Origin of the sequence: Agromyces mangrovi, assembly GCF_030296695.1 — a bacterium.
GTDB classification, from domain to species: Bacteria; Actinomycetota; Actinomycetes; order Actinomycetales; family Microbacteriaceae; genus Agromyces; species Agromyces mangrovi.
The window spans coordinates 614,691-638,764 of sequence record NZ_AP027737.1 but is presented as its reverse complement, the minus strand read 5'-3'; the positions used below and the strand labels follow the sequence as shown (position 1 = coordinate 638,764).

At 72.1% G+C, this 24,074-nt stretch carries 25 protein-coding genes, 1 tRNA gene and 2 pseudogenes; 14 read left to right on the top strand and 14 right to left on the bottom strand.

Going from position 1 to position 24,074, the window contains the following annotated elements; all coding sequences use genetic code 11:
- Positions 1-5 precede the first annotated feature (5 nt).
- Both QUE38_RS03030 and serC read right to left on the bottom strand, forming a co-directional pair.
- A complete protein-coding gene (locus QUE38_RS03030; protein ID WP_286310127.1) occupies positions 6-248 on the bottom strand; it encodes a DUF2530 domain-containing protein in 243 nt (80 codons plus the stop codon).
- Positions 248-1,362, bottom strand: a pseudogene (gene serC, locus QUE38_RS03025) (phosphoserine transaminase). The gene QUE38_RS03030 and the pseudogene serC overlap by 1 nt, the downstream one beginning before the upstream one ends.
- Positions 1,363-1,437: 75 nt before the next feature.
- Here serC and QUE38_RS03020 point away from each other — a divergent pair.
- The 4 genes from QUE38_RS03020 to QUE38_RS03005 all read left to right on the top strand — a co-directional run bounded on the left by QUE38_RS03020 (position 1,438) and on the right by QUE38_RS03005 (position 5,396).
- Positions 1,438-2,130, top strand: coding sequence for a metal-dependent transcriptional regulator (locus QUE38_RS03020; RefSeq protein WP_286310125.1), 693 nt, complete (start codon positions 1,438-1,440; stop codon positions 2,128-2,130).
- A gap of 281 nt (positions 2,131-2,411) precedes the next feature.
- Positions 2,412-3,260 (top strand): C40 family peptidase, encoded by an 849-nt coding sequence (locus QUE38_RS03015; protein ID WP_286310124.1) that lies wholly within the window; start codon positions 2,412-2,414, stop codon positions 3,258-3,260.
- Positions 3,261-3,618: 358 nt separating this feature from the next.
- On the top strand, positions 3,619-4,113 hold the full coding sequence (locus QUE38_RS03010; protein WP_286310123.1) for an HNH endonuclease: 495 nt from the start codon (positions 3,619-3,621) through the stop codon (positions 4,111-4,113).
- Positions 4,114-4,292: 179 nt separating this feature from the next.
- Positions 4,293-5,396: a CHAP domain-containing protein gene (locus QUE38_RS03005; protein ID WP_286310122.1), complete on the top strand. Its 1,104-nt coding sequence runs from the start codon at positions 4,293-4,295 to the stop codon at positions 5,394-5,396.
- 48 nt (positions 5,397-5,444) lie between these two features.
- On the opposite strand, the gene QUE38_RS03000 is transcribed toward QUE38_RS03005, so the two are convergent.
- Both QUE38_RS03000 and QUE38_RS02995 read right to left on the bottom strand, forming a co-directional pair.
- Complete coding sequence (locus QUE38_RS03000; RefSeq protein ID WP_286310121.1) at positions 5,445-6,488, bottom strand: lactonase family protein; 1,044 nt, start codon at positions 6,486-6,488, stop codon at positions 5,445-5,447.
- Between the two features lie 45 nt (positions 6,489-6,533).
- Positions 6,534-7,067, bottom strand: a complete 534-nt coding sequence (locus QUE38_RS02995; RefSeq protein ID WP_286310120.1) for a hypothetical protein — start codon at positions 7,065-7,067, stop codon at positions 6,534-6,536.
- A 137-nt stretch (positions 7,068-7,204) separates the two neighbouring features.
- Here QUE38_RS02995 and QUE38_RS02990 point away from each other — a divergent pair.
- The 4 genes from QUE38_RS02990 to QUE38_RS02975 all read left to right on the top strand — a co-directional run bounded on the left by QUE38_RS02990 (position 7,205) and on the right by QUE38_RS02975 (position 10,333).
- Positions 7,205-7,276 (top strand) — tRNA-Arg (locus QUE38_RS02990).
- 279 nt (positions 7,277-7,555) lie between these two features.
- Positions 7,556-8,077: a hypothetical protein gene (locus QUE38_RS02985; protein ID WP_286310118.1), complete on the top strand. Its 522-nt coding sequence runs from the start codon at positions 7,556-7,558 to the stop codon at positions 8,075-8,077.
- A gap of 176 nt (positions 8,078-8,253) precedes the next feature.
- Positions 8,254-9,885: a LuxR C-terminal-related transcriptional regulator gene (locus tag QUE38_RS02980; RefSeq protein ID WP_286310117.1), complete on the top strand. Its 1,632-nt coding sequence runs from the start codon at positions 8,254-8,256 to the stop codon at positions 9,883-9,885.
- A gap of 130 nt (positions 9,886-10,015) precedes the next feature.
- On the top strand, positions 10,016-10,333 hold the full coding sequence (locus tag QUE38_RS02975) for a hypothetical protein (RefSeq protein ID WP_286310116.1): 318 nt from the start codon (positions 10,016-10,018) through the stop codon (positions 10,331-10,333).
- A 43-nt stretch (positions 10,334-10,376) separates the two neighbouring features.
- Here the strand turns inward: QUE38_RS02975 and QUE38_RS02970 are convergent, their stop codons facing one another.
- Positions 10,377-11,213 (bottom strand): MarR family transcriptional regulator, encoded by an 837-nt coding sequence (locus tag QUE38_RS02970; RefSeq protein WP_286310115.1) that lies wholly within the window; start codon positions 11,211-11,213, stop codon positions 10,377-10,379.
- A 148-nt stretch (positions 11,214-11,361) separates the two neighbouring features.
- Here QUE38_RS02970 and QUE38_RS02965 point away from each other — a divergent pair, with 148 nt between their 5' ends.
- The 4 genes from QUE38_RS02965 to QUE38_RS02950 all read left to right on the top strand — a co-directional run bounded on the left by QUE38_RS02965 (position 11,362) and on the right by QUE38_RS02950 (position 14,178).
- Positions 11,362-11,691 carry a hypothetical protein gene (locus QUE38_RS02965; RefSeq protein ID WP_286310114.1) on the top strand — a complete coding sequence of 110 codons (330 nt, stop codon included), beginning with the start codon at positions 11,362-11,364 and terminating at the stop codon, positions 11,689-11,691.
- A 100-nt stretch (positions 11,692-11,791) separates the two neighbouring features.
- Entirely contained in the window at positions 11,792-12,940 is a 1,149-nt protein-coding gene (locus tag QUE38_RS02960) for a hypothetical protein (RefSeq protein WP_286310113.1), read from the top strand.
- 130 nt (positions 12,941-13,070) lie between these two features.
- Positions 13,071-13,511 (top strand): hypothetical protein, encoded by a 441-nt coding sequence (locus QUE38_RS02955; RefSeq protein ID WP_286310112.1) that lies wholly within the window; start codon positions 13,071-13,073, stop codon positions 13,509-13,511.
- Positions 13,512-13,569: 58 nt separating this feature from the next.
- Positions 13,570-14,178, top strand: a complete 609-nt coding sequence (locus tag QUE38_RS02950) for a cation transporter (RefSeq protein WP_286310111.1) — start codon at positions 13,570-13,572, stop codon at positions 14,176-14,178.
- Between the two features lie 15 nt (positions 14,179-14,193).
- On the opposite strand, the gene QUE38_RS02945 is transcribed toward QUE38_RS02950, so the two are convergent.
- From QUE38_RS02945 to QUE38_RS02935, 3 genes are all read right to left on the bottom strand, one after another.
- Positions 14,194-14,460, bottom strand: coding sequence for a hypothetical protein (locus QUE38_RS02945; RefSeq protein ID WP_286310110.1), 267 nt, complete (start codon positions 14,458-14,460; stop codon positions 14,194-14,196).
- 89 nt (positions 14,461-14,549) lie between these two features.
- Positions 14,550-14,810 (bottom strand): hypothetical protein, encoded by a 261-nt coding sequence (locus QUE38_RS02940; protein WP_286310109.1) that lies wholly within the window; start codon positions 14,808-14,810, stop codon positions 14,550-14,552.
- 64 nt (positions 14,811-14,874) lie between these two features.
- On the bottom strand, positions 14,875-15,378 hold the full coding sequence (locus QUE38_RS02935; RefSeq protein WP_286310108.1) for an Lrp/AsnC family transcriptional regulator: 504 nt from the start codon (positions 15,376-15,378) through the stop codon (positions 14,875-14,877).
- A gap of 129 nt (positions 15,379-15,507) precedes the next feature.
- Here QUE38_RS02935 and ald point away from each other — a divergent pair, with 129 nt between their 5' ends.
- The gene (gene ald, locus QUE38_RS02930) at positions 15,508-16,605 is read left to right on the top strand and encodes an alanine dehydrogenase (protein ID WP_286310106.1); all 1,098 of its coding nucleotides are present in this window, start codon (positions 15,508-15,510) and stop codon (positions 16,603-16,605) included.
- 50 nt (positions 16,606-16,655) lie between these two features.
- On the opposite strand, the gene QUE38_RS02925 is transcribed toward ald, so the two are convergent.
- From QUE38_RS02925 to QUE38_RS02915, 4 genes and pseudogenes are all read right to left on the bottom strand, one after another.
- Positions 16,656-16,970, bottom strand: coding sequence for a metal-sensitive transcriptional regulator (locus QUE38_RS02925; protein WP_286310105.1), 315 nt, complete (start codon positions 16,968-16,970; stop codon positions 16,656-16,658).
- A 35-nt stretch (positions 16,971-17,005) separates the two neighbouring features.
- Positions 17,006-17,314 carry a rhodanese-like domain-containing protein gene (locus QUE38_RS02920; RefSeq protein ID WP_286310104.1) on the bottom strand — a complete coding sequence of 103 codons (309 nt, stop codon included), beginning with the start codon at positions 17,312-17,314 and terminating at the stop codon, positions 17,006-17,008.
- A 34-nt stretch (positions 17,315-17,348) separates the two neighbouring features.
- Entirely contained in the window at positions 17,349-17,612 is a 264-nt protein-coding gene (locus tag QUE38_RS17365) for a rhodanese-like domain-containing protein (protein WP_350227622.1), read from the bottom strand.
- A 185-nt stretch (positions 17,613-17,797) separates the two neighbouring features.
- Positions 17,798-18,976: pseudogene (locus QUE38_RS02915) on the bottom strand (FAD-dependent oxidoreductase); the annotation flags it as partial.
- Between the two features lie 169 nt (positions 18,977-19,145).
- Here QUE38_RS02915 and QUE38_RS02910 point away from each other — a divergent pair.
- Complete coding sequence (locus QUE38_RS02910; RefSeq protein WP_286310102.1) at positions 19,146-22,964, top strand: AAA family ATPase; 3,819 nt, start codon at positions 19,146-19,148, stop codon at positions 22,962-22,964.
- Positions 22,965-23,233: 269 nt separating this feature from the next.
- On the opposite strand, the gene mscL is transcribed toward QUE38_RS02910, so the two are convergent.
- Both mscL and QUE38_RS02900 read right to left on the bottom strand, forming a co-directional pair.
- Positions 23,234-23,677 carry a large conductance mechanosensitive channel protein MscL gene (gene mscL / locus QUE38_RS02905; RefSeq protein WP_286310101.1) on the bottom strand — a complete coding sequence of 148 codons (444 nt, stop codon included), beginning with the start codon at positions 23,675-23,677 and terminating at the stop codon, positions 23,234-23,236.
- 60 nt (positions 23,678-23,737) lie between these two features.
- A complete protein-coding gene (locus tag QUE38_RS02900) occupies positions 23,738-24,058 on the bottom strand; it encodes an FmdB family zinc ribbon protein (RefSeq protein ID WP_286310100.1) in 321 nt (106 codons plus the stop codon).
- Positions 24,059-24,074 lie beyond the last annotated feature (16 nt).

Here is a 24,074-nt window from a genome sequence, read left to right as displayed (position 1 = left end):
TCGGGTCAGCCCGCCCGGCGCCGCCGCACCTGCACGACGACGAGCGCGATGAGGCCGAGGGCGATGCCGACGACGGCGGTCTCCGGCAGCCAGCCGAGGCCGGCCGCGTCGAGCGGTTCGCGCCACACGATGGTCGCGACGAGCGCGACGACCCAGCAGCCGGTCCCGGCGAGCACGGCCGTACGCGCGTCGGCCCGGACCGGTGCGGGGTCGGGCCGGCGTTCGTCCTCGCTCAGCCAGAGGCGCATCAGCCGAGGTGCTCCAGCACGTGGTCGAGGCACGCGGTCAGCGCCCGCACGTCGTCGGGCTCGATCGCGGTGAACGTGGCGACCCGCAGCTGGTTGCGACCGAGCTTGCGGTACGGCTCGGTGTCGACCACGCCGTTCTCGCGCAGGGTGCGGGCGATGGCCGCGGCATCCGTCGAGTCGTCGAAGTCGATCGTGACGACCACCTGCGAGCGGTGCGCCGGGTCGGCGACGAAGGGGTGCGCCACGGGGTCGCGGACGCCCAGTCGTAGAGGATGCCGCTGGACTCGCGCGTGCGCGCGTCGGCCCAGGCGAGCCCGCCGTTGCCGTTGATCCAGTCGAGCTGGCTCTCCATGAGCAGCAGCGTCGAGATCGCGGGCGTGTTCAGCGTCTGCTCGAGCCGCGAGTTCGACAGCGCGTTCGCGAGGCTCAGGAACTCGGGGATGTAGCGGCCCGACGCGGCGATGCGCTCGATGCGCTCGATCGCGGCGGGGGAGACGAGCGCGAACCAGAGCCCTCCGTCGGAGGCGAGGTTCTTCTGCGGCGCGAAGTAGTAGACGTCGCACTCGAGCGGGTCGAATGCGACGCCGGCGGCGGCGCTCGTCGCGTCGATCACGGTGAGCGCGTCCGCGTCGCCGTGCACGCGGGTCACGGGCGCCATCACCCCCGTGGAGGTCTCGTTGTGCGGCCACGCGTACACGTCGACGCCCTCGACGGGCTCGGGCTCGCTGCGCGAGCCGCCGTCGGCAGTGCGCACGTCGGGCGCCTCGAGCCACGGGGCGGCCGCGGCCTTGGCGAACTTGCCGCCGAACTCGCCGAACGAGAGGTGCTGGCTGCGGCGCTCGATGAGCCCGAACGCGGCGGCGTCCCAGAACGCGGTCGAGCCGCCGTTGCCGACGAGCACCTCGTAGCCGTCGGGCGCCTGGAACAGGTCGGCGAGGTGCGACCGCACGCGTCCGACGAGCTGCTTGACCGGCGCCTGGCGGTGGCTCGTGCCGATGACGCCCGACCCGGCGCGAGCGAGGTGCTCGAGCTGCTCGGGCCGCACCTTCGACGGGCCGCATCCGAAGCGGCCGTCGGCGGGCAGGAGCGACTCTGGGATCACGAGGTTCGGCATGCTGCGAGTCTAGCCAGCGCCCCGCCGACGGTAGGCTGTGTGACGGCACGCTGGGCGGCGGGAGCAGGAGGACCGGTGACCGATCTCATCGACACGACGGAGATGTACCTCCGTACCATCCTCGACCTCGAGGAGGAGGGCATCGTGCCCCTGCGCGCCCGCATCTCCGAGCGCCTCGGCCACTCGGGGCCGACCGTGTCGCAGACGGTGGCCCGCATGGAGCGCGACGGGCTCGTCGTCGTCTCGGGCGACCGCCACCTGGAGCTCACGACCGACGGCCGCGAGAAGGCCGTGCACGTGATGCGCAAGCACCGCCTGGCCGAGCGCCTGCTCGCCGACGTGATCGGGCTCGACTGGGAGTACGTGCACGACGAGGCATGCCGGTGGGAGCATGTGATGAGCGAGCACGTCGAGCGCCGGCTCATCGAGATCCTCGGCCACCCGACCGAATCGCCCTACGGCAACCCGATCCCCGGGCTCGCCGAGCTGGGCGTTGCCCCCGCGGCGCCGTTCATGGAGGGCGTCGTCAACGTCGTCCGCGAGCTCGAGTCCGGTGCGGAGTCGGTCTCCGGCCGCATCCGCCGCATGGCCGAGCCGGTGCAGTTCGACCCGGTGCTGCTCGGGCAGCTGAAGGAGGCCGGCGTCGTGCCCGGGGCATCCGCTCGCTTCTCGATGAGCGACGGGTACGTGGCGGTCGACGTCGAGGGCCAGGACGAGGGCCTGGAGCTCCCGGTCGAGGTCGCCGGGCACATTTTCATCGCGACCTGATCCGTGATCGTGCGGATCGGCGGAATCATGCGGATCCGCGCACGGGATGTCCCCCGGACTGGGGACATGGTTTCGTTACCGAATCGTGAGAAATTCCGGCTCGGGATGTGACATAGGCGCGCGAATGACGTAGCGTCTCCACTCAGTCGCCGCCACGAAGCCAGACGGCGCACACGAGTCAAGACGTCCCCCTGTCTGTCTCTTGCCTCGTGACACGTACGCGCAAGCGCACTCGGACGGGGTGGATGCCACAAGCACCGCGGGGGCGCCGGAGGTACGACTTGGCTCGGAAGACTCGCCGCGGTTCGACCACGAACCCCACGAACGCATCCACCCAGATCGCCCGCTCGGGCAACGAGATCGCCACCCCTGACGCACCATTCGCCTCGACCAAGGGGCTGCGCCGCGGCGTGGCCGCCAACGTCATCGTGATGTCGGTTGCCGCCGGGATCGTCGGCACGCTCGCCCTGCCCGCCTACGCCTTCGCGCCCGGATCCCAGGACCCGCAGTTCGGCGCCAGCGAGGCCGCGCAGATCACGAAGGCCGAGGCGCAGAGCGTCGAGGTCGACGAGGAAGCGGTCGCCGCCGAGATCACCACCGACAGCTACGAGGCCGTCACCAAGGAGGAGATCGACCGGCAGCGGGCCGAGCGCGAGGCCCGCGAGGCGGCTGAGGCTGCCCGCCGCGCCGCCGAGGCGGCTGCAGAGCGCGCCGCCGCCAACGCGGCGATGACCTCCTACGGCGAGACCGCTGCGGCGTCGACCGCGTCGTACGCGGCCCCGAGCACGAGCTACAGTCCCGCAGCGGTCTTCTCCACCGCCTCGCAGTACATCGGCGTCCCGTACGTCTACGGCGGTGCGACGCCCGCCGGCTTCGACTGCTCGGGCTTCGTCATGTACGTCTTCGCCCAGTACGGCATCTCGCTGCCGCACTCGTCGGCCGGCCAGGCCGCCGCGGGCACGCGCATCCCGCTCTCCGAGGCGCAGCCCGGCGACCTCGTGATCATGTCGGGCCACGACGGCTTCTACGCCGGCAACGGCAACATCCTGCACGCGCCGTACCCCGGTGCATCCGTGCGCATCCAGCCGATCTGGACCTCGAGCTACTACATCGTCCGCATCAACGGCTGAGCCGGCGGGTCGCGCCCGCGTGTGAACACCTCGTGACGAGATGCCGAATCGGCGCGCCTCGGGGACCCCGCCTCGCGCGCGTGGGTTAGCCTGAAGCCCTGACGTATCGAGTGAACCGTCGGGAGTTGCCAGATGATCGACGTACGCAGCATCCATTCCGCGGATGACCGCGTGCAATTCGACCTGCGGCACAGCAGTACGCAGCACAGCGCCGGCTCGCTGAGCCATGCGCACGAGAACCAGGGCATCGTCATGCAGACGGTGCCCTTTCTCTTTGCCTGCGAACGCCTCCCGCACCCGGTGCGTCGGAACCGTTCACGCGGCTGGGAGCCATCCAGCCCCGATCGAAAGGCACGCCATGCGCACCCTGGTGCTCAACGCCGGCTATGAGCCGCTGGCGGTCGTCTCGTTCAAGCGCGCGCTCATGCTCGTCATGAACGAGAAGGCCACCGTCATCCGCAGCGACGAGGAGCACCCGGTCCTCGCGGCGAGCGGATCGTGGGACCGACCGTCAGTCATCATCCTCACGAGATACGTGCGCACGCCGTACTCGCGCCCCATCCCCGTGTCCAGACGCGGGGTGCTGCGCCGGGACGAGCACCGCTGCGCGTACTGCGCACGATCGGCCACGACGATCGACCACGTGCTGCCCCGCTCGCGCGGCGGACGCGACACCTGGGAGAACCTCGTCGCGTGCTGCCTGCGGTGCAACAACGTCAAGGGCGACCACACGCCGGCCGAGATGGGCTGGGAGCTGCGCTTCACGCCGCGGATGCCGAACGGGCGCAGCTGGCTCGTCCGCGGCTTCGAGCGGCCGCTCCCGCAGTGGGACGAGTACCTCGAGGCCGCCTGATCGAGCAGCTCCGGTCGTTCTCCACAGGCACCGGCGCGCCCGTGCTGCAATCGTGACAACCGGGCGGACGGTGCCGTACAGTTGGAAACCGTCGCGCTGCCCCCAGCTCGCGGCGACAACCTGAGTTCCCCGCTCCGCGTGCACCTGCGTGGTCGAGGGTGCGCAACGGAGGACTGAGCGTGGCCGAACCCGGATCGAGTGGCGAAGACATCTGGCCATTCGCGTCGATCGCGCCCGATCCGCAGGTACCCGACCAGAACGCCGGCTTCGCCACGCGTCGCGAGGCACGAACCGCCGAACGCCGCGGACCGCGCTGGTCGCGCGGGGAGCGGGGCGCCGAGCGCACGCCGTCGCCCGCCACCGATGCTCCTGCCGCCGCGAGTGCGCCGCCGCCCGCCGCGAGCGTGCCGCCGTCGCCGGCCGCGAGCGTGCCGCCGTCGCCGGCCGTCGACCCCGTCGAGGACGCTGTGCCCGCCTACGCCGGGCCGCCGAGGACCACGCCGCGGAAGCAGGCCGCTCCGCCCGCCCGGCCGCCGCGCGCGTCTACGCCCGCCACCGGCCGGTCTCGAGCAACGGGCCGCACGGTCGCGACCATGCTCGTCGTGCCCGCGCTCGTCGGCACCCTCGCCCTCCCGGCCTACGCCCTGGTTCCGGGCGACCCCGGCTTCGCGGCATCCGACTCCTTCAACCAGTCGCGCGCCGAGGCGCAGGACGTCAGCGTCTCCGACCTCGCCGCCGCCACGTCGGTGTCGCGCGACGGGTACGCGGCCGTCACCGCCGACGAGCTCGAGCAGGTGCGCCTCGCCGAGCAGCGCGCCGCGTGGGAGGCGCAGGCCGCCGCCGCGCGCGCCGCGGGCGGGTTCTCGGTCGTCGCCGAGCAGGCCGAGGGCGACGACTACCCGTGGTGGAACCAGACGCCGAACGACTACGGCGGCGGGCTCTCGCCGCTCGGCTACTACTACCGCGAGTGCGTCGACTTCGTGGCGTGGCGCCTGAACCGCGACGCCGGCTCCACCGCCGCTCCGTGGCGCTGGGCGTGGGCGAACCTCGCCTCGGGCAGCGCGTACCGGTGGGAGAGCGAGTGGCGCGCCCACGGATGGGTCGTGAGCAGCGAGCCCGTCACGGGCGCGGTCGCGTGGTTCCCGTACAACCACGTCGCGTACGTGCAGTCGGTCGGCGACGGCACGGTCGTGCTCGAGGAGTACAACTGGAACAGCGACCACTCGTACCACACGCGCACCATCGCCTGGGGTGACGCGATCTACCTCTACCCGCCGAAGTAGCGCGCGGCGCCGCAGGCGCACGGTCGGGGCGGCGGATGCCTCGGGACGTCAGTCCATGCGCAGCAGGCAGGCCGGCCCCGGCGTGGCGACCGGCTCGCCGACCTGCGACATGCGCCCGCTGGCGGGGTCGACCGAGAGCACGGTCAGCGAGTCCGATGCCATGTTCGCGATGACGAGGAATCGGCCGTCGGCCGTGAACTCGATGTCGCGAGGGTGATCGCCCGCGACCGGGAACTCGTCGAGCAGCTCGAGCGTGCCGGCCTCGTCGTCGGGGAGGATCGTGCTCACCGTGTTCGGCGTGCGGTTCGCCACCGCGAGCAGCCCGGTCGGCGACCGTCGCAGCGCCGACGAGGCGGCCGCGCTGCCGGCCATGGTCGAGACGATCGCGGTCGTCTCGCCGCGCTCGGGGGCGTCGAGGTCGACCATGCCGAGCGTGCCGTCGAGCTCGTACGCGACGACTGCGTGGCGACCCAGCACGACGAGGTGGCGCGGGCCCGAGCCGGGGCGCAGGTGGATGTCGGCGTGCGTGTCGTCGCCGGCGGCGAGCGCCGCGAGGCCGTGCACGCGCAGGCGGTCGGCGCCGAGGTCGGCCACGACGAGCTCCGACCGGGCGGCGTCGACCACGGCCTGGTGCGCGTGCGGGGACTCCTGCCGCGAGGCATCCGGCCCGCTGCCCTCGTACGAGACGCGCAGGTGCTGCGGTCCGACGCCGTCGGGGCCGAGCGGATGCACCGACAGGCTGCCGCTCGTGTAGTCGGCCGTGAACGCCCAGCGCCCGTCGGGGCTGATCGAGACGTGGCAGCTGTCGGCGCCGCCGGTGCGCTGCTGCGCGCCGAGCGCCTCGGGGCCGTCGTCGCCGAGGCGGAGCGCCGAGACGGCGCCGTCGTCGAGGTGGTGTGCGACGACGAGCGTGTCGCCGTGGCGCGCGAGGTACATGGGGTCGGGGCCGACGTCGACCGGTTCGCCGAGCCAGACCGCGCCGGTCTCGTCGACCTCGACGGGGCGGATGCCGGCGGCGGGGGTGCCGAGGAAGCCGGTGGTCGACGCCCCCAGCACGAACGCGGTGGACGAGGGCGCGGGGGACGAGCTCATCCTCCGATCCTCCCATCACCGCAGGAGGCGTGCGCGCACCCGCGCTCAGTCGCCGAGGCCCACCCGGTCGGGCACGGCGGTCACGACGCCCGGCAGCCACGTCGACGGGTCGGGCCACGGCCGCCCGGTCGGCAGGTGCCGGAGGAGGCCGGCCAGGGAGGCATCCGCTTCGCTGCCCCAGGGGATGACCCGCATGGGCGACGCCGAGGCGATGACGCCGAGCCACCAGTGCCGCACCGTCGGCGCGAGCGTGTACGGGTCGAGCACGACGTAGTAGTCGGGGATCGCGATCGCCTCGCGGTCGAGCGCGTCGACCGTGCGCTCGATCTCGAGCTCGAGCACGCCGAGGGTCGCGAGGTCGTCGTAGAACTCCGCCCACGCGCTCGCGACGTGCTGCAGCGGGTCGTGGTCGTGGAGGACGTACGGCGTGGACGACGAGGCGGTCCACGCGGTGACCTCCTCGTCGGTGCGGCCCGCGAGGCTGGCGCTGCGCACGTTGGCGAACCCGTCGAGCTCGCCGAGCGCCGCGCCCGCATCATCGCCGACCAGGACGACGGTGGTTGCGGTGGGGTGCTCCATTTTCGGAGTCTACGTCGGCCCTGCAGGGGTTCGTGTCACGATCGTGTGAACCTTGGGGGCGTGTCGGGCGGATGCCCCTGAGGCGGCGCATCGCGTGTCCTGGCGCCCGCCCGGCCGCGGGTAGACTCGTCGCGCCAGCCTCTGTAGCTCAATGGAAGAGCAGTTGCGTCCTAAGCAAACGGTTGGGGGTTCGAGTCCCTCCAGGGGCACCGTGCCAGATCCCTCTTGAACATCGGGATCGCGAGGCATCCGAACGCCGCGTCTTGCCCGCGATCCAGACTCGACCGTCTTCCGCGCGCGTACCTCGCTCACGCCCGCTTGGCTTGCGCTTCGGCTACGAACGACGCTGTCCCGATTGTCAATAGTTGACACTTCTCGGCGTCGCGATATGCTCACCCCATCTGTATGCGATCTGCGAGCCGAGTGCGGAGTTCTCACGGTGTCAGATCGGTCCCGACCTACGACTTCAGCACACTACGGAGAGCCTCATGACACAAGACGTCACTCGCCGCACCATCGTGAGAGGCGCGGCCTGGACTGTGCCGGCAATTGCGGTCGCCGCAGCCGTACCTGCCGTCGCTGCGAGCACGCCCGATCCGTGCGCGAGTCTGTACTTCGATATGTTCACCACCGCGTGCCACGTGACGTCCGACGACCCCTTCTCCCAGCAGACCTACGGCTGGTTCGTCCGCGCGAACAACACCGGTGCGACGGCTTCGACGTTCGAACTGCGCACCGTGCTGCTCAACGGTCAAGGCAGCGTCGGGGCGCGACTCTTCACGGGGAACTCCGTTGGGCTCTTCCTGGACGAGGTCAGCACATCGGCGGTGACCGTCCCCGCCCACACGTCGATGTGGTTCCGGTTCCAGGTCCTCTCGTACGTCAGCAACCCCACGTCCGTTTCGTGGCAGCAGGTGTCATTCAACCCCAACGTCGTCTGTGCCACCTCGTTCCCGAATGTGAGCTTCACCGACTTCGCTGGCTCTTGCCCCGTCTTGAAGTTGAATTAGCCTCCGGAATGCGAGGAGTCTCGTCGAGACAGAGTTCCCGCCGAAACGAGGTGTGCGCGAGCTGACGGACTTCCTGCTCCAAGCGACCCTCGGTGCAGCCTGCGGTATAGAATTCGATTCCCTCCGTGCACCGGGAGGGTGCCGGCCGTGCGGCCGGTGGCGGATGCGGGGGCGCGATGGTGGCACCGACGGCACTGGAGCACGGCAGGTCCGCCGTGGCCGAGCGGCGCTGGGGCGCGGCCGCCGAGTGGTTCGCCGACGCGCAGCGCGATGACTCCTCCGCGCTGACCGAGCGTGACCTCGAGGACTGGGCGACGGCGCTGTTCCTCCGCGGGGAGCAACGCCGCGCGACCGAGGCGCTGACGACGGCGCACGATTCGAGCCTCGCCCGAGGCGATGTCGCCGGTGCGGCCCGGGCGGCCGGCGTGATGTCGATCCAGCTGCTCGAGGCGGGCGAGGTCGCCGGGGCCGGCGTGTGGGGCGCCCGCGGCATGCGGTTGGCGGAGCAGCTCGACGAGGCGAACCACCTCGGTGCGATGGTGGCACTCGTGCCGACCGCGTTCGGCGCGATGTTCGTCGGCGACATCGCCGAGGCGATCCGGCGGTTCGACCGGATCGCCGCCGTCGCCGACCGCTACGGCGACGCGGACCTGGCCGCACATGCCGCATTCGGCCGTGGGATGTGCCTGACGATGCAGGGACGCGTCGCGGAGGGGTTCGCGAGCCTCGACGCGGCGATGGAGCCGGCGGTGGCCGGACGCCTCTCGCCGCTCACCACGTGCGTCGTCGTCCGCATGACGCTGGACGTCGCGCACCGCGGGTTCGACCTCGAACGAGCGGAGCGCTGGACGACCGGCTTCGCGCGCTGGTGCGACGCGCAGCCGGAACTGGTCGCGTACACCGGGCAGTCGTACGCGTACCGCGCGGAGCTCGCGACGCTGCACGGCACCTGGGCCGAGGCGTCGGCGCACGCCGCGCGGGCCGACGAGTCCCTGCGTGCCGGCGACTTCACCGCGGAGTACGTCGCGAACTACCGGCTCGCCGAGCTGCACCGGCTGCGCGGCGAGCTCCGCGCAGCCGAGGACCGCTATCGGCGTGCGGAGCAGACGGGGTGGGATCCGCAGCCGGGACTCGCGCTCGCGCGGCTCGTCGCCGGGGATGCGGCGGGCGCGCAGTCGATGGTCCGGAACGCTGCCGCGGGAGTCGACGACGCGACCAGGCAGCGCCTCCTGCCGGCGATCGCGCTGATCGAGCTGGCCGCCGGAGACGTCGCGGCGGCACGGCGCGCGGCCGATGAGCTGGCCGAGGCCGCACGGGCTGTGCCCACACCCCTGTTCGACGCCGTCACCGCGCTCGCCGCGGCACGCGTCCTGCATGCGGAGGGCCGCGCCTCCGACGCGCTCGGCGAGCTGTCGACGGCGCGAGCCGCGTTCGCTGCGATCGACGCGCCCTACGAGGTCGCGCAGTGCCGCCTGCTCGAGGGCCGGATCCGTCGGGATGCGGACGGCCCCGACGCCGGCCGGGCGCCCCTGGAGGCGGCCCGGCGAGGGTTCGTCGAGCTGGGCGCGCGGCTCGACGTCGTCGCGGTCGATGCACTCGACGGCCGGCGAAGCGTGGATGCGCTCACCGCGCGCGAGATCGAGGTGCTGCGGCTCGTCACCACCGGGCTCACGAACCGCGGCGTCGCCGAACGGCTGTCGCTCAGCGAGAAGACCGTGGCCCGGCACCTCAGCAACATCTACGGCAAGCTGCGGCTGTCGTCCCGTGCGGCCGCGACGGCGTGGGCGTACCAGCAGGGCATCGTCTGACGGGTGGCCGTCTGCATATCGCGCCGCGTTCGGATCGGGCCGTCTGCATAATCCTGCGCACCCCGCCCGCCCGACCGAATGGTGCATCCTGCCGAAGCGGTCGCATCCTCCGCGCTCGTAGCGTGCAGACATGGACATCCCCGTCATCGCCGGAGCGATCTCGACCGCGGTCTTCGCGGCGAGCAACCTCCCCATGCTGCGCAAGGCGCTGCGCACGCGGGACGTCTCGTCATACAGCCCGGTCAGCCTGGTCATGATCAACGCGGCCAACGTCGTCTACTCGCTGTACGTCTTCGCGCTCCCTCCGGGCCCGATCTGGGCGCTCCACTCGTTCTACCTCGTGTCGTGCGCGATCATGCTCGCCGTGCTGCTCGACCAGCGCCGCCGCGCGGCTGCGCGTCGTGCCGTCGGCGAGCGTGTGGGTTCGACGGCAACGATCGACGTGTGAACGTCGTGTGAAATCAGCGCTTTGCGCAGTCCGGTACGGCCGGTCAGGCCGAGGCCTGCGCCGCGGTGACTGTGCGAATGTCGGAGAGGATGGCGACCAGCTCGTGACCATGTTCGGTCACGGCCGCGGCGTGCACTCGAACGAGGTCGGCTCCGGTGTCCGTCACCGTCGCCGTCATCCCCGGATTCGCAGTCGTCGAGCCGGCCAGCGGTTCCACCAGCCCGGATCCCTGCAGGACCGAGAGGGCGGTGTCGACGACCTCCCGGGGGAGTCGTAGCGAGTCCGCGAGTTCGGTGGCAGTGCACCCAGACCCGTCTGCGATCGCCCACAGCACGAAGCGCTGCGTCCAGTGGGCGACACCGTACGGTCGCTCGAGCTCGAGGAGCTGGGCGACGACGCGGGAGCCGAACGCAGCGAGGCGATCGATCACGATCGCCGGGGTCACGCCGAGGGGCTCGACAGGTTGCCGGTCCTCGGCGCCGAGGAGCGCGGACAGCGTCTCGGCGTCCCGAGCGAACTCGGTGAGCACAGCCAGGATCGAGTCCGAGTAGGCGGCCATCTCGCGTGCTCCGCGCGCCGAGAGCCGCACGCGTACGTAACGCCGATCGTGGTGCTCGATGCGCCTCGTGATGATGCCGTTGCGATCGAGCCGAGCGAGTGCTCGCGAGACGACGCTGCGATCGACCTCGAGGTGGTCGGCGATCGCGCTCGGGGTGATGCCCGGGTGCGCATCGAGTTCGACGAGGATGCGGTGGATCGCGTTCGACGAATCGAATCCGGCGATCGCCGGCGGTGCGATGGAGTTCAAGGACCCGGTCAGCTGGGCGAGGAGCACGAGCGCACGACCGCCGTTCACGCCCGGTTCACCGGGGAAATCCATACCTCGAGTGTACGGTCAACGGCCCCGGCCGTGCCGAGGATGTGGGCGAGGGGGCGCCCGAGCGTTCACCGGCATCAATTATTGACGGACGTGGACCGGGGCGATCGCGTTCTTGTCCACTGCAAGATCGCGCTGCTACTGTCCGTCCATGACAGAGACCCCTGCGCCGGCACGGCCGGCCGCCGCCACGACGACGTGGCTCATCGTCGGCATCGTGTGCGCGCTCGCGCCCGTCTGGCTGTTCGCCATCGCCGCGTTCGTCGGGCTCGGGCCCGCGAGTGCCACGCTCGTGTTCGCATTCCCGGTGCTCGCGTCGACCGTCGTCGCGGTCCTGGCGTTCGTGCGGCTCCGGAAGCAGGGTGCGAACGGAGCCGCCTGGACGGTCGGAATCCTCGCGGTCGTGTTCGGCCTCGTGGGCTACTTCCTCTGGGTCAACCTCGCGATCACGGGCATCCAGTTCGGCGACGGGCCGCTCTGATCCGGGCGGCAGTTTCTGTGGATACGGTGCATCTCGCGGCATCCGCTGCCTAGGCTGACCGGGCGGTCGTCGACCCCGGGCGGCGCAGGACGGAGTCAGGATGCCGGATGAGTCCGACGTCGAGCCGATGCGCCTGGGTGGCTTCCTGAAGTTCTACGTGCGCGGCGCGTACGTCATCCCGGTGCTGGTCGCGCCGCTCGCGGGGCTCTTGTACGGCGTCGAGCCGTTCACGCTGGCGATGATGGCGGCGGGATTCCTCGTCGTCACGCTCGCACTCGCGGCGGTGCCGTACCGCCGGCACCACGCCGCCAGGCGGTACGAGGCGCCGACCATGCAGGTCGCGCGCGGGCTGCCGGCTTCCGCGCTCACCCCGCCGGATCGGCTCGAGCGCACGCGGGGCCTCGGCATCGTCTGGTGGACGCTCGTGCTCGGCAGCGGAGCCGTCATCGCGTGGGCGTTCGTGGTGGTGCTCGAAGCGGGCGGGTTCGTGACGGACGCACTGCTGCCGTACGACGCGATCCTCATCGTCGCGGCGGTCGTCTGGGTGATCGTCGCGGCGCTCTTCGTGTGGCTGCGACCGGTGGTCGCGCGCAACGCGCGACTCGCGGCGCAGCATCCGGATGCGCTCGTGCTGACCGCGTATCAGGGGTTCTCCGACACGCTCGCGACCGGGATGGTCCTCTCGCGCGTCACCGGCTCCGAGCGCCCGTGGTGGCGCTCAGGGGTGCCGATGGTCTACACGCTGCTCGTCGACGGCGAGGGCATCGGGTTCTGGCGGGGCGTGTTCCGGCCGCGCCGGCAGTACCACGTGCCGTGGGAACTCATCGCTCGCAGCGCGCCCGCGTTCGTGACGATCGGCGACCACTCGACCGGACCGCAGCTCGGCGTCGAACTGACGTTCCGCGCCCTCGACGAGGACGAGTTCGTCGGCCTGCGCTTCGTCGAGTTCCGGCCCGCGCGCGCGAACATCTGGGTGGGCACCCCGTTCGGCTCGCGAGAGGTCGTCGAAGCGGTCGCCGCGGCGATCGACGCGCGGCACCCCGACGGCGACCAGCGGTACCGCGGGTACACGGTCGACGAGCTCCGCGGTGTCATCGAGGAGCTCGAGGCCGACGGCGAGCACGATCTGATCGCCGAGACGCTGGCCGACGTGCGCGAATGGGTCGCGGCTCGCGGCGGCACCGTGCCGCCCGGCGGGGAGTGGCTGCTGGAGCGGCTCGCCGCGGGGGATGCTGCAGGGCGGGGCTGACCTGATCGGCCGTGCGCAGTCGGCGAGCCGGGCAGGATTCGAGAAGTCCACGGGCCGGGGCGCGCGTAGCCTGAATCCGTCACGCCGGGGCAGCGCCCCGGAACGCGCGGAACGGAAGGAATGACAGCGCATGGCCGAGGAACAGGGCGGGTTCTCCGCCGAGGAGAAGGCGGCGATGAAGCAGCGCGCCGAGGAGCTCCGCTCGACGAAGGGGCTGAAGGGCGCCGCGAAGCTCGCCCGCGAACTCGAGGCGTGCATGGACGCGATCGACGCGCTGACCGGCATCGACAGCGCCGTGGCGACGATGTTCCACCGCATCGTCTCCGAGGAGGCGCCGGGCCTCAACCCGAAGACCTTCTACGGCTTCCCCGCATGGGCCGACGCCGACGGCAAGGTCGTGATGTTCGTGCAACCCAAGTCGAAGTTCGACACGCGCTATCCGACCGTGAACTTCGACGAGCACGCCAAGCTCGACGACGGGGCCATGTGGCCGACGTCGTTCGCGGTCGTCGAGGTGAACGACGACGTGGAGCGGGCGCTTCGCGACCTGGTGACGCGGGCGGTCGGCTAGGCGGCATCCGCACCCACAGGGTGCACGGCGCGCGGGGTCGCGCCACGATACTGGTCGGATGACCCCGACGGACGCTCCCGATGCCGGCCTGCGACGTGCGGTGCTCATCGTCGCGATCCTGAACGGCGCCTACTTCGGCATCGAGTTCGCGGTCGCCGTGGGGATCGGCTCGGTGTCGCTGCTCGCCGACAGCGTCGACTTCCTCGAGGACGCGAGCATCAACCTGCTCATCTTCTTCGCGGTCGCCTGGGCGGCGCGCACGCGCTCGCTCGTGGGCCGCGGCCTCGCAATGCTCATCCTGGTGCCGGCGCTCGCGACGATCTGGATCGCGGTCGCGAAGATCCTCGACCCCCAGCCGCCCGAGGTGGGTGCGCTGAGCCTCGCCGCCGCCGGCGCGCTCGCGATCAACCTGCTGAGCGCCGTGCTGCTGGTTCGGCACCGGCACCACGCCGGCTCGCTGCCGAAGGCGGCGTGGCTGTCGGCCCGCAACGACGTGCTCGCGAACATCGCGATCATCGGGGCCGCCCTCGTGACCCTCGTCTGGTCGTCGGGCTGGCCGGACATCGTCGTCGGGATCGGCATCGGCCTGTTGAACGCGGATGCCGCGCGCGCGGTGTGGCTCGCGGCGCGCGCCGAGCGGCTCGATGCCGAGGGTGCGGAGGCCTGACTCACGGGCATCCGCTCAGGAATGCCAGGGGAGGGGCGCGAAGCCGCCGGGCCCGTGGGCGTCGAGGAACGCGCGGTGCACGGCCTCGCACGAACGGCGCAGGGTCGTGAAGGAGCCGACGGACACCTCGCCGAACCAGGCGCGGTAGCCCACCTCGTCGCCGCGGCGCACGATGGTGACCCGGCCGTACTCGCGGCCGAGCGAGTCGATCAGCACCCAGTGACCGGCTGCCGGCTCGGATGCCGCGAGGATGGGATGCCATCGCGGAGGGGCCTCGGGCACGCATGCTCCTCGTCGTTCTCGACCGTTTCGGAGCGCGCCGGCCCGCGCAAGCTGATTCTACGTCGGCACCCCTGACGCGGACCCGGGCGTCAGTTCCAGCCGATCGCGTGCGACCAGCCCGCGATGTAGGCGCGGTCGTGCTCGCGCAGGCGCACGCCCCGCAGCGCGCGCGGGTCGCCGTCGACCTCGCACAGGTCGAGGATGCGGCGCACGACTCCCTCGCGGAGTGGCGCATCCAGGTCTTCGAGCACCTCGCGCCGGAGGTCGGCCTCGAGCATGGGCCACCAGAGGCCCACGGGCGGGAGGGCGGCGGCGTCGTGCGAGCGGTGGTCGCCCGGTATTCCTATCATCGGTGCGACGATACGTGTCGGCCGTCGCGAGGCACAGGGACTTGACTTCCCGGGACGGCTGCGATCACAGCGGGGTGCGCAGGCCCGCCGACAGTGCGCTGTGGTGCTCGAACACCAGGTTCGTCTCGGTGAGGGCGACCGCGGGGTTCGCCGACAGGTTGTTGAGCACGAACTCCCGCACGTGCTCGCTGTCGCGCACCCGCACGTGGATGAGGAAGTCCTCCGCGCCGCCGAGGAAGAACAGCTGCGCGACCTCGGGCTGACGCCGCAGCTCGTCGGAGATCTGCCCCATGAGGTGACGGGCGCCGGCGCGGATGCGCACGCTCACGAGCGCCTGGAGCGTGTAGCCGAGCGCCCGCGGGTCGATCTCGGCGGTGTAGCGCACGATCACGCCCCGGTCGCGCAACGACTTCACGCGGGCGAGGCAGGTCGAGGGCGACACCCCCACCTCGCGGGCGAGGTCGACGTTCGAGATGCGCGCGTTGTCGTGCAGGTGGGCGATGATCTCGCGGTCGATGTCGTCGAGGGTGGTCACCGCGCCGCTGCGGATCTGCGGTTCCTCGGGCATTCGGGTCTCCGTTTCCGAACGGATGCCTGCTGCATCCGCCCTGTGCCGAATGATATGCGGTTGATCTTCACAACGGGCGAACATCAGAGGATGATGGGCCCACATTCCCCCATGAGATTCGGAGTAGGCATGCACGTCGGCGTCCCGGCTGAGGTCAAGAACAACGAGTTCCGCGTCGCGGTCACCCCCGCGGGCGCGCACGCGCTCGGCGAGCGCGGCCACCGCGTGAGCGTGCAGGCCGGCGCCGGCGCGGGCGCGGGCTACAGCGACGACGAGTACCGCACCGCCGGTGCCGAGATCGTCGAGACCGCCGACGAGGCGTGGGCGGCCGAGCTCGTGCTGAAGGTCAAGGAGCCCGTCGCCTCGGAGTACGGCTTCCTCCGCCCCGACCTCGTGCTGTTCACCTACCTGCACCTCGCTGCCGACCGGCCGCTGACCGAGGCGCTCATCGCCGCCGGCACGACCGCGATCGCGTACGAGACCGTGCAGCTGCCCGATCGCTCGCTGCCGCTGCTCACCCCCATGAGCGAGGTCGCCGGCCGGCTCGCCCCGCAGGAGGGCGCCGCCCACCTGCACGCCTCGAAGGGCGGCCGCGGCGTGCTGCTCGCGGGCGTGCCCGGCACCGCGAAGGCGAAGGTCGTCGTGATCGGCGGCGGCGTCGCCGGTGAGCAGGCGGCCATGACCGCGCTCGGCCTCGGCGCCGACGTGACGGTGCTCGACGTGTCGCTGCCGCGCCTGCGCGAGCTCGACGCCCGCTACCACGGCCAGATCCGCACCCTCGCCTCCTCGCCCTACGAGGTGGCGCGCCAGGTGCGCGACGCCGACCTCGTGATCGGCGCGGTGCTCGTGCCCGGCGCCGCGGCGCCGAAGGTGGTCACCGACGACATGGTGAAGACCATGAAGCCCGGTGCGGTGCTCGTCGACATCGCGATCGACCAGGGCGGATGCTTCGAGGGATCGCACCCCACGACCCACGCCGAGCCCACCTACCGGGTGCACGACGCACTGTTCTACTGCGTCGCGAACATGCCCGGTGCGGTGCCCGCCACCTCGACCCCGGCGCTCACGAACGCGACGCTGCCGTACGCGCTGGCGATCGCCGACAACGGCGCCGAGGTCGCTATGGCCCGCGACGCGGCGCTCGCGAAGGGGCTCAACACGACCGGCGGCCGGCTCGTCAACGAGTCCGTGGCCAGGGCGCACGGCATCGACCTCGCGAACGCCTGAGCGGCGGCGCGGCCGGCGGTCGGGCGGTCCGGCGAGGAGCCGGGCGCGCGTCAGGCGAGCGAGAGGAAGAGCTTCTCGACCTCGTCTGGCGTGAGGCGGTGGCGGTCGGACGCCTCGCCCGAGGCATCCGACTGCTCGTCGTCGAGCATCACGCAGTCGCGCATGGCCTGCGAGATGATCGCGAAGCCGGCGCGGTCGAGCGCGCTCGAGACCGCGGCGAGCTGGGTGACGACCGTGCGGCAGTCGCCGCCCGACTCCACCGCGTCGATCACGGCGTTCAGCTGACCGCGTGCGCGCTTCAGGCGGTTCGCGATGCGCCGCTGCGCGTCGGAACCGGGGGTCGTCGCGGAGTACTCGGTGGTCATGCTCGCTCCTGACGTCGCGCTCGTGCCGGACATGGTCACTTCCCCGATCCGAGCTCGACCGGCAGTCCGTCACGGTACCACTCGGTGATGCCGCCGGCGACGTTGATGACGTCGTAGCCCTGCTGGTCGAGGTACTCGGTCACGCGCGCGCTGCGCCCGCCCGACGCGCACATGATGTACACGGTGCCCTCGCGGGGCACCTCGTCGATGCGCTGGCCGAGCACGCTCATCGGGATGTTCGTCGCGCCGCGCACGCTCGCGGCCTCGACCTCCTCGACCTCGCGGACGTCGATGATGGTCGGGCCGTCGATCGCGGCCAGTGCGGTGGGGGTGATGGATCGCATCGCGTTCCTTCCGGTCGGTGGGTCGTGGTGGGGGTCAGGCGGCGGCGAGTTCGGGCGCCGTCGCGAGCTCGCGGGCGCGCATGCCGTCGCGCCAGGTGAGGTAGCCGCCGTCGAGGTTGCGCACGTCGTGGCCGAGCTCGGCGAGCAGGCGCTGGGCGGTGTGCGCGCCCTGGCCCACGCGGCAGTGCACGATGACCGGGCGGCCGCGGAACTCATCGTGCCGAGCACGGAGCGCCTCGACGGGCACCCAGTCGGCTCCGGGGATGCGTCCCTCGGCGAGCTGGCCGCGCGCACGCACGTCGAGCAGCACGGCGCCCGCGGCGACCTCCGCGTCGAGCTCGTGCCACTGCACCGTGGGCGCCTCCCCGAGGCCCGGTTCTCGGCGATGTAGCCGAGCATGTTCACCGGGTCCTTCGCCGACCCGTACTGCGGCGCGTAGGCGAGCTCGACGTCGGCGAGGTCGGATGCCGCGAGGCCGGCGCCCATCGCCGTGGCGATGACGTCGATGCGGGTGTCCACTCCCTGCCCGCCGACGGCCTGCGCGCCGAGGATGGCGTCGGTGCGGGCGTCGACGATGAGCTTCAGCGACATCGCCTCGGCGCCGGGGTAGTAGCCGGCGTGACTGAGCGGATGCGAGTGGATGACGCGCACCTCGCGCCCCGCCGCGCGCAGCTCGCGCTCGCCGAGGCCGACGCTCGCGGCGGTGACGCCGAGCACGTCGACGATCGCGGTGCCGAGCGCCGGGACGGCCGGCTTCGGCGACCCGGTGATGGTGTCGGCGACCGCGCGGCCGTGCCGGTTGGCGAGGCCGGCGAGCGTGACCAGGCGAGCGTCACCCGAGATGCGGTGCGACTTCTCGGCCGCGTCGCCGACCGCGTAGATCGAGGGGTCGGAGGTGCGGTGCAGCTCGTCGACCGCGATGCCGCCGGATGCCCCGAGCTCGAGCCCGGCCTGCACGGCGAGTGCGGTCTCGGGCACGACGCCGGTGGCCGCGATCACGAGGTCGGCGGGCAGCTCCCGCCCGTCGTCGAGCGTGACCGAGCGCTCGCCGCGGTGCGTGACGGTGCGCAGCAGCTCGACCGCGACGCCCTCGCGTGCGAGGTGGTCGGCGAGCGGTGCCGCGAGCTCGGCGTCGAGCGACGGCAGCAGCTGCTCGCCACGGGTCACGACGGTGGTGCGGATGCCGCGACGGTGCAGGTTGTCGGCCATCTCGATGCCGATGAACCCGCCGCCGACGACCACCGCATCGGTCGGCGAGCCGTCGCCGAGGTGCGCCATGATCGCGTCGAGGTCGTCGAGGGTGCGCAGCGCGAACACGCCCGGGCGGTCGCGCAGCGCCGCCGGCACCGCGGGCGCCGCGCCGGGGGAGAGCACGAGCGAGTCGTAGGGCTCGACCTCGACGTGTCCGGTGTCGAGCGAGCGGATCGAGACGGTCTTGGCCTCCCGGTCGATCGCGACGGCCTCGTGGCGCACGCGGGCGTCGATGCCGAACCGGTCGCGCAGGCGCTCCGGGGTCTGCAGCTCGAGCGCGGAGCGCTCGGCGATGGTGCCCGACACGTGGTACGGCAGGCCGCAGTTCGCGAACGACACGGCGCCGCTGCGCTCGACCACGACGATCTCGGCGGTGGCGTCGTTGCGGCGGAGCCGGGTCGCGCCGGACATGCCGCCGGCCACGCCGCCGATGATGATCGTGCGGTGAGCCGGAGCGGGTGCGGGGGAGGACGACTGCATACCCCTAGGGTATCGGAATACGGCGCGGGTATCCAAATCCATGGTAAGGACTGCGGCGATGCTGCACGGAATCCGCTCGACTCGAACGTATGGTGTCCGTGTGCGCCGCCTCGACATGCATCACGACGACGAGGGACTCGTCGGCGCGTCGGGCGACGGCGCGTCCGGCTTCGCGCCCCCGGCTCCGGTCCCCGACGAACGATCCGACGCCCCCGCGTCCGCCACCGCAGGTGCGGGTGGAGCGGATGCCCCGGGCGAGGTCGCCGACCCCGAGTGGCGCCGCTGGCGCGACGAGCTCGCCGCGGTGGGCGGGCGCTCGCCGCTGCTGCGCTTCGTCGACACGCCGCGCACCCGCATCGAGCTCTCCACGACGCACCCGGGCGGCCTGCCGCAGTTCATCACCGGCAAGTCGACGCTGCTCTCGAGCCTCATCCGCGACGAGCTCGCGCTCCGCAACGCGCGCCTGGCCGCTGCCGAGATCACCCAGAAGGGAATCGAGCTGCGGAGCGTTCGCGGCATCGAGGGCGTGCACCTCGCGATCGGACTCGCGAAGTGGCGCTTCGACGACGTCGAGCACCTCGCGCCCGTGCTGCTGCGACCGCTCGCGATCCGCCGGTACGGCCGCGACTTCGAGCTGAAGCTCAAGGGCCAGCCGTTCCTCAACCCCGCGCTCGCACGCGCGCTGCGCGACCAGTTCCAGATCTCGCTCGACGCCGAGTCGTTCGTCGCGCTCGCGATCACGAACGGCGCCTTCAAGCCGCAGCCCGTCATCGACCGGCTGCGCGGGCTCACCTCGCACCTGCCGTGGTTCAGCGTGTCGCCCCGCCTCGTGGTGTCGACGTTCGCCGAGGTCGGCCCGGCCATGGTGGCGGATGCCGCCGAGCTCGACCACCCCGTGATCGACGCGGTGGCGGGCAACGCCTCGGTACGCGCATCCGTCGAGGCCGCCTACGAACCCGTCGTCTCGGTCGGGCAGGACCACCGCTCGCCCGCGACCGACACGCTCGTGCACGACGCGGACGCGGAGCAGGAGCACGTCATCGCGCAGATCGAGGCGGGATCCTCGATCGTCGTCGAGACGCTGCCCGGCACCGGCGGGTCGCAGACCATCGTGAACGCCATCGGCGCGCTCGTGCAGCGGCACCGCCGCGTGCTCGTCGTCGGCGCGCGGCGCGCGAGCCTCGACGGCATCGCGCACCGTCTCGAGCAGGTCGGGCTCGCGGGCGCCGCGGTCACGACCACGACCCTCCGGCGCGACCTCGTGCGCTCGATCTCGCGCAACGAGAAGGCGACGAAGCCGCGCGTGGCCGACGTCGACGACGCGCTCGTGCGCCTGCGCAAGGTGCTGATCGACTACCGCAGCGCGCTGACCCGGCGCGACCCGGGCTTCCGGGTCTCGGTGCTCGACGCGCTGGGCGAGCTCGCACGCCTGTCGCTCATGCCCGACCCGCCGTCGACGACCGCCCGGCTCGACCGGGCCGCACTCGAACGGCTCTCGGGTGACCGCGCCCAGGTGGCCGACGACCTCGTGCGCGCCGCCGAGCTCGGCGAGTTCAAGTACGGCCCGGGCGATTCGCCCTGGTACGGGGCATCGTTCACCTCGTCGGAGGAGGCGGGGCAGGCGCACGAACTCGCCAAGCGGCTGCAGGGGAGCGATCTCCCGCGTCTGCTCGAGCGCGCGAGCGCGGTGATCTCGACCACGAGCCTCCGCCCGTTCGAGTCGGTCGCCGAGCTCGGCGTCTTCCTCCGGCTCCTCCTCGACATCCGCGAGACGCTCGACCGATTCCAGCCCTCGGTCTTCGACCGCCCGCTGGGCGAGCTCATCGCCGCGACCTCGGCCCGCCGCGACTCGCGCGGCATGTCGGGCGCGAACCGTCGACGCCTGCGCCGGCACGCGCTCGAGTTCGTGCGCCCCGGCGTGCACGTCGGTGACATGAACGGCTCGCTCCGCCGCATCCAGCAGCAGCGCACCCTGTGGAACCGCTACTCGACCGCGGGCTCGATCCCGGGCGTGCCCGTCGGCGTCGCCGACCTGCACGTGCTGTTCCAGCACGTCGCATCCGACCTCGCGTCGCTCGACGTGCCCCTCGGCACGGTCGGCACCGACCGCGAGCTCGCGCAACGGCCGATCCGCGAGCTCGTCGCGACCATGTCGGGGCTCGCGGCCGAGTCGGAGGTGCTCGCGAATCTGCAGGAGCGCACCGCGCTGCTCGGCACTCTCCGCGAGCTCGACCTCGACCCGCTGCTCGTCGACCTCTCGCGCCGGCACGTGCCGCAGGAGCAGGTGGCCGCCGAGCTCGAGCTCACCTGGTGGCAGTCGGTGCTCGAGTCGCTGCTCGCCGGCGACGCCGCGCTGCTCGGCGCCAACACCGCCGTGCTCGACCGGCTCGAGGCCGACTTCCGCCTCGTCGACGAGGCGCACGCCACCAGCGCGGGCCCGCAGCTCGCCTGGCAGCTCGCGGAGTCGTGGAAGGTCGGCATCGTCGACTGGCCCGAGGAGGCGGAGCAGCTGCGCGCGCTGCTGCGCGCCGACCGCGCCACCGCGAGCCGCCTGCACGAGGCCGCGCCGCACCTCTTCCGTGCGCTCGCTCCCGTGTGGCTCGCCTCGCCGTACGACGTCGGCGCCATCGACGACCGCATCGCGTTCGACGCAGTGATCCTCGTCGACGCCGCCGCGACGACGTTCGCCGAGAACCTCGGCGCGATCCGCCGCGCCAAGCAGGTCGTCGCCTTCGGCGACCCGGTCACGCAGACGCCCACGCCGTTCGAGACCGGCATCCTCGACCCGGACGTCGACGACGGCGTCATCACGGCGGCCGCACGCGACGAGTCCGACGAGGGGCGCGACGACGACCACGACGAGTCCGCGCTCGCGCGCCTCGGCGAACTGCTGCCCACGCTCACGCTGACCCGCAGCTACCGCGCCGGCGGCGAAGACCTCGCCGAGCTCGTCAACCGCCGCTACTACGACGGTCGCATCGACTCGCTGCCCTGGGCCGGCAGCTTCCTCGGGCACGGCAGCCTGAACCTGCACTTCCTCGAGGGCTCCGGGCTGCCCGACCCGCGCACCGGCACCGTCGAGAGCGTCGACGCCGAGGTCGCGAAGGTCGTCGAGCTGGTCATGGAGCACGCGGTCAAGCGCCCGCGCGAGTCGCTCATGGTCATCACCGCGAGCGCCCGGCACGCGGCGCGCGTGCACCAGGCCGTGCTCGCCGCGTTCGCCAAGCGCACCGACCTCTCCGACTTCATCCTCACCGACCGCGCCGAGCCGTTCACGGTGCTCACGCTCGAGCAGGCGGTCGCGCAGAGCCGCGACCGGGTGATCTTCTCGGTGGGGTTCGCTCCGACGCCACACGGCCGGCTGCTGTCGAACTTCGGACCGCTGGGGGAGCCGGGCGGCGACCGCCTGCTCGCGGTCGCGATGACCCGCGCCCGGCGCTCGATGGACATCGTCGCCTGCTTCCGCCCCGACGAGATCGACCACGGCCGCCAGGGGCACGGCGTGCTCGCCCTCGCCGAGGTGCTCGCCGAGGCGGAGGAGCGCATCTCGGGGCCGTCGGTCGAGGAGTCGACCGACCCGATGCTCATCGACCTCGCGGCACGGCTCGCGAAGCTCGACATCCGCGTCGCCCTCGGCCACCACGGCAAGCTCGCCCTGGCCGCCTCGCGCGCCGGCCGCGCTGTGGTCGTCGAGACCGACCCGGCGCTCGTCGACCAGAGCCTGCGCGAGTCGCTGCGCCTGCGGCCCGCCGTGCTGCGGCGACTGGGCTGGCACGTGCTGCGCGTGCACAGCTTCGAGCTGTTCGGCAACCCCGACGCGGTCGCCCGCCGCGTCGCGACCCTGCTCGGCGCCGTGCCGAAGGAGCCGCCGGTGTCGGCCGACACCCAGCCGATCGACCTGCGCGACCTGCCGTCGTGACCCCGACGGCGCCCGATGCAGACGGGGCCGAGCGAGCGGATGCCGCCGACGGCGAGGCTTCTGATGAGCCACCGCGTCAGCGGGTTGAACGGGCTCGGGGCGCCCGGCGCGCGCGCCTGACGCCCGCGCCCGGCAGCGACCCGTCGCCCGAGGCGCCCGCCCGCGACGAAGCATCGCGGAAGCCGAAGCCGGGCGCGTCCGGCGACGACGAGCGCATCACGCGCGAGCGGCCGCCGCACTGGTGAAGGAGCGGTGCGGACCCGTTCGGTCTAGGACCCCGCGTGCCGTCCGTCGGTGTGCGTCGTGCCGGACTGCTCGGCGAGCAGGTCGCGGATCTGCCCGAGGAGCTCGACCTCGGTCGGCGTGGGCGGGTCGCCCGCGGCCGGCGGCTGCCCCGAGCGGATGCGCTCCTCAGCCCGCTGCTTGACGTGGTTCACCGGCATCACGAACACGAAGTAGACGACCGCGGCGACGACGAGGAAGTTGATGATCGCGCCGAGGATGAGTCCGAGCGACAGCTCGGAGCCGCCGAACAGCGGGACCTTCATCGCCTCGTTCAGCGAGTCCGCCTGGAAGAACATGCTGATCACCGGATTGATCAGCCCGGTCACCACGGCGTTGACGACCGCGGTGAACGCCGCGCCGATGACGACGGCGACCGCGAGGTCGATGACGTTGCCCCGCATGATGAAGTCGCGGAAACCCTTGAGCATGTACCCTCCCCGTACGAGAAACGGGCCGCGCCCTCGCGCGGTCCGTCAGGACACGCTAGCTCACGACGATGACGAACTCGTTGCGGCGGGCGCCTTCGCGGGGGTGGACGAGCTCGACGACTTCTCGCTCGACGTCGACGACCCGGAGTCGGTCTTGGCAGGGGCATCCGCCTTCGCCGCCGTGCTGGACCCGCTCGACCCACCCGACCGCGAGTCGGTGCGGTAGAAGCCAGACCCGTTGAAGGTCACGCCGATGGAGCCGAACACCTTGCGCAGGCGGCCGCCGCACGCGGGGCACTCGGTCAGCGAGGCGTCCGAGAAGGACTGCTGGATGTCGAAGGCGTTGTCGCACTCGGTGCAACGGTAGGCGTAGGTGGGCACGGGCGTTCTCTCGTTC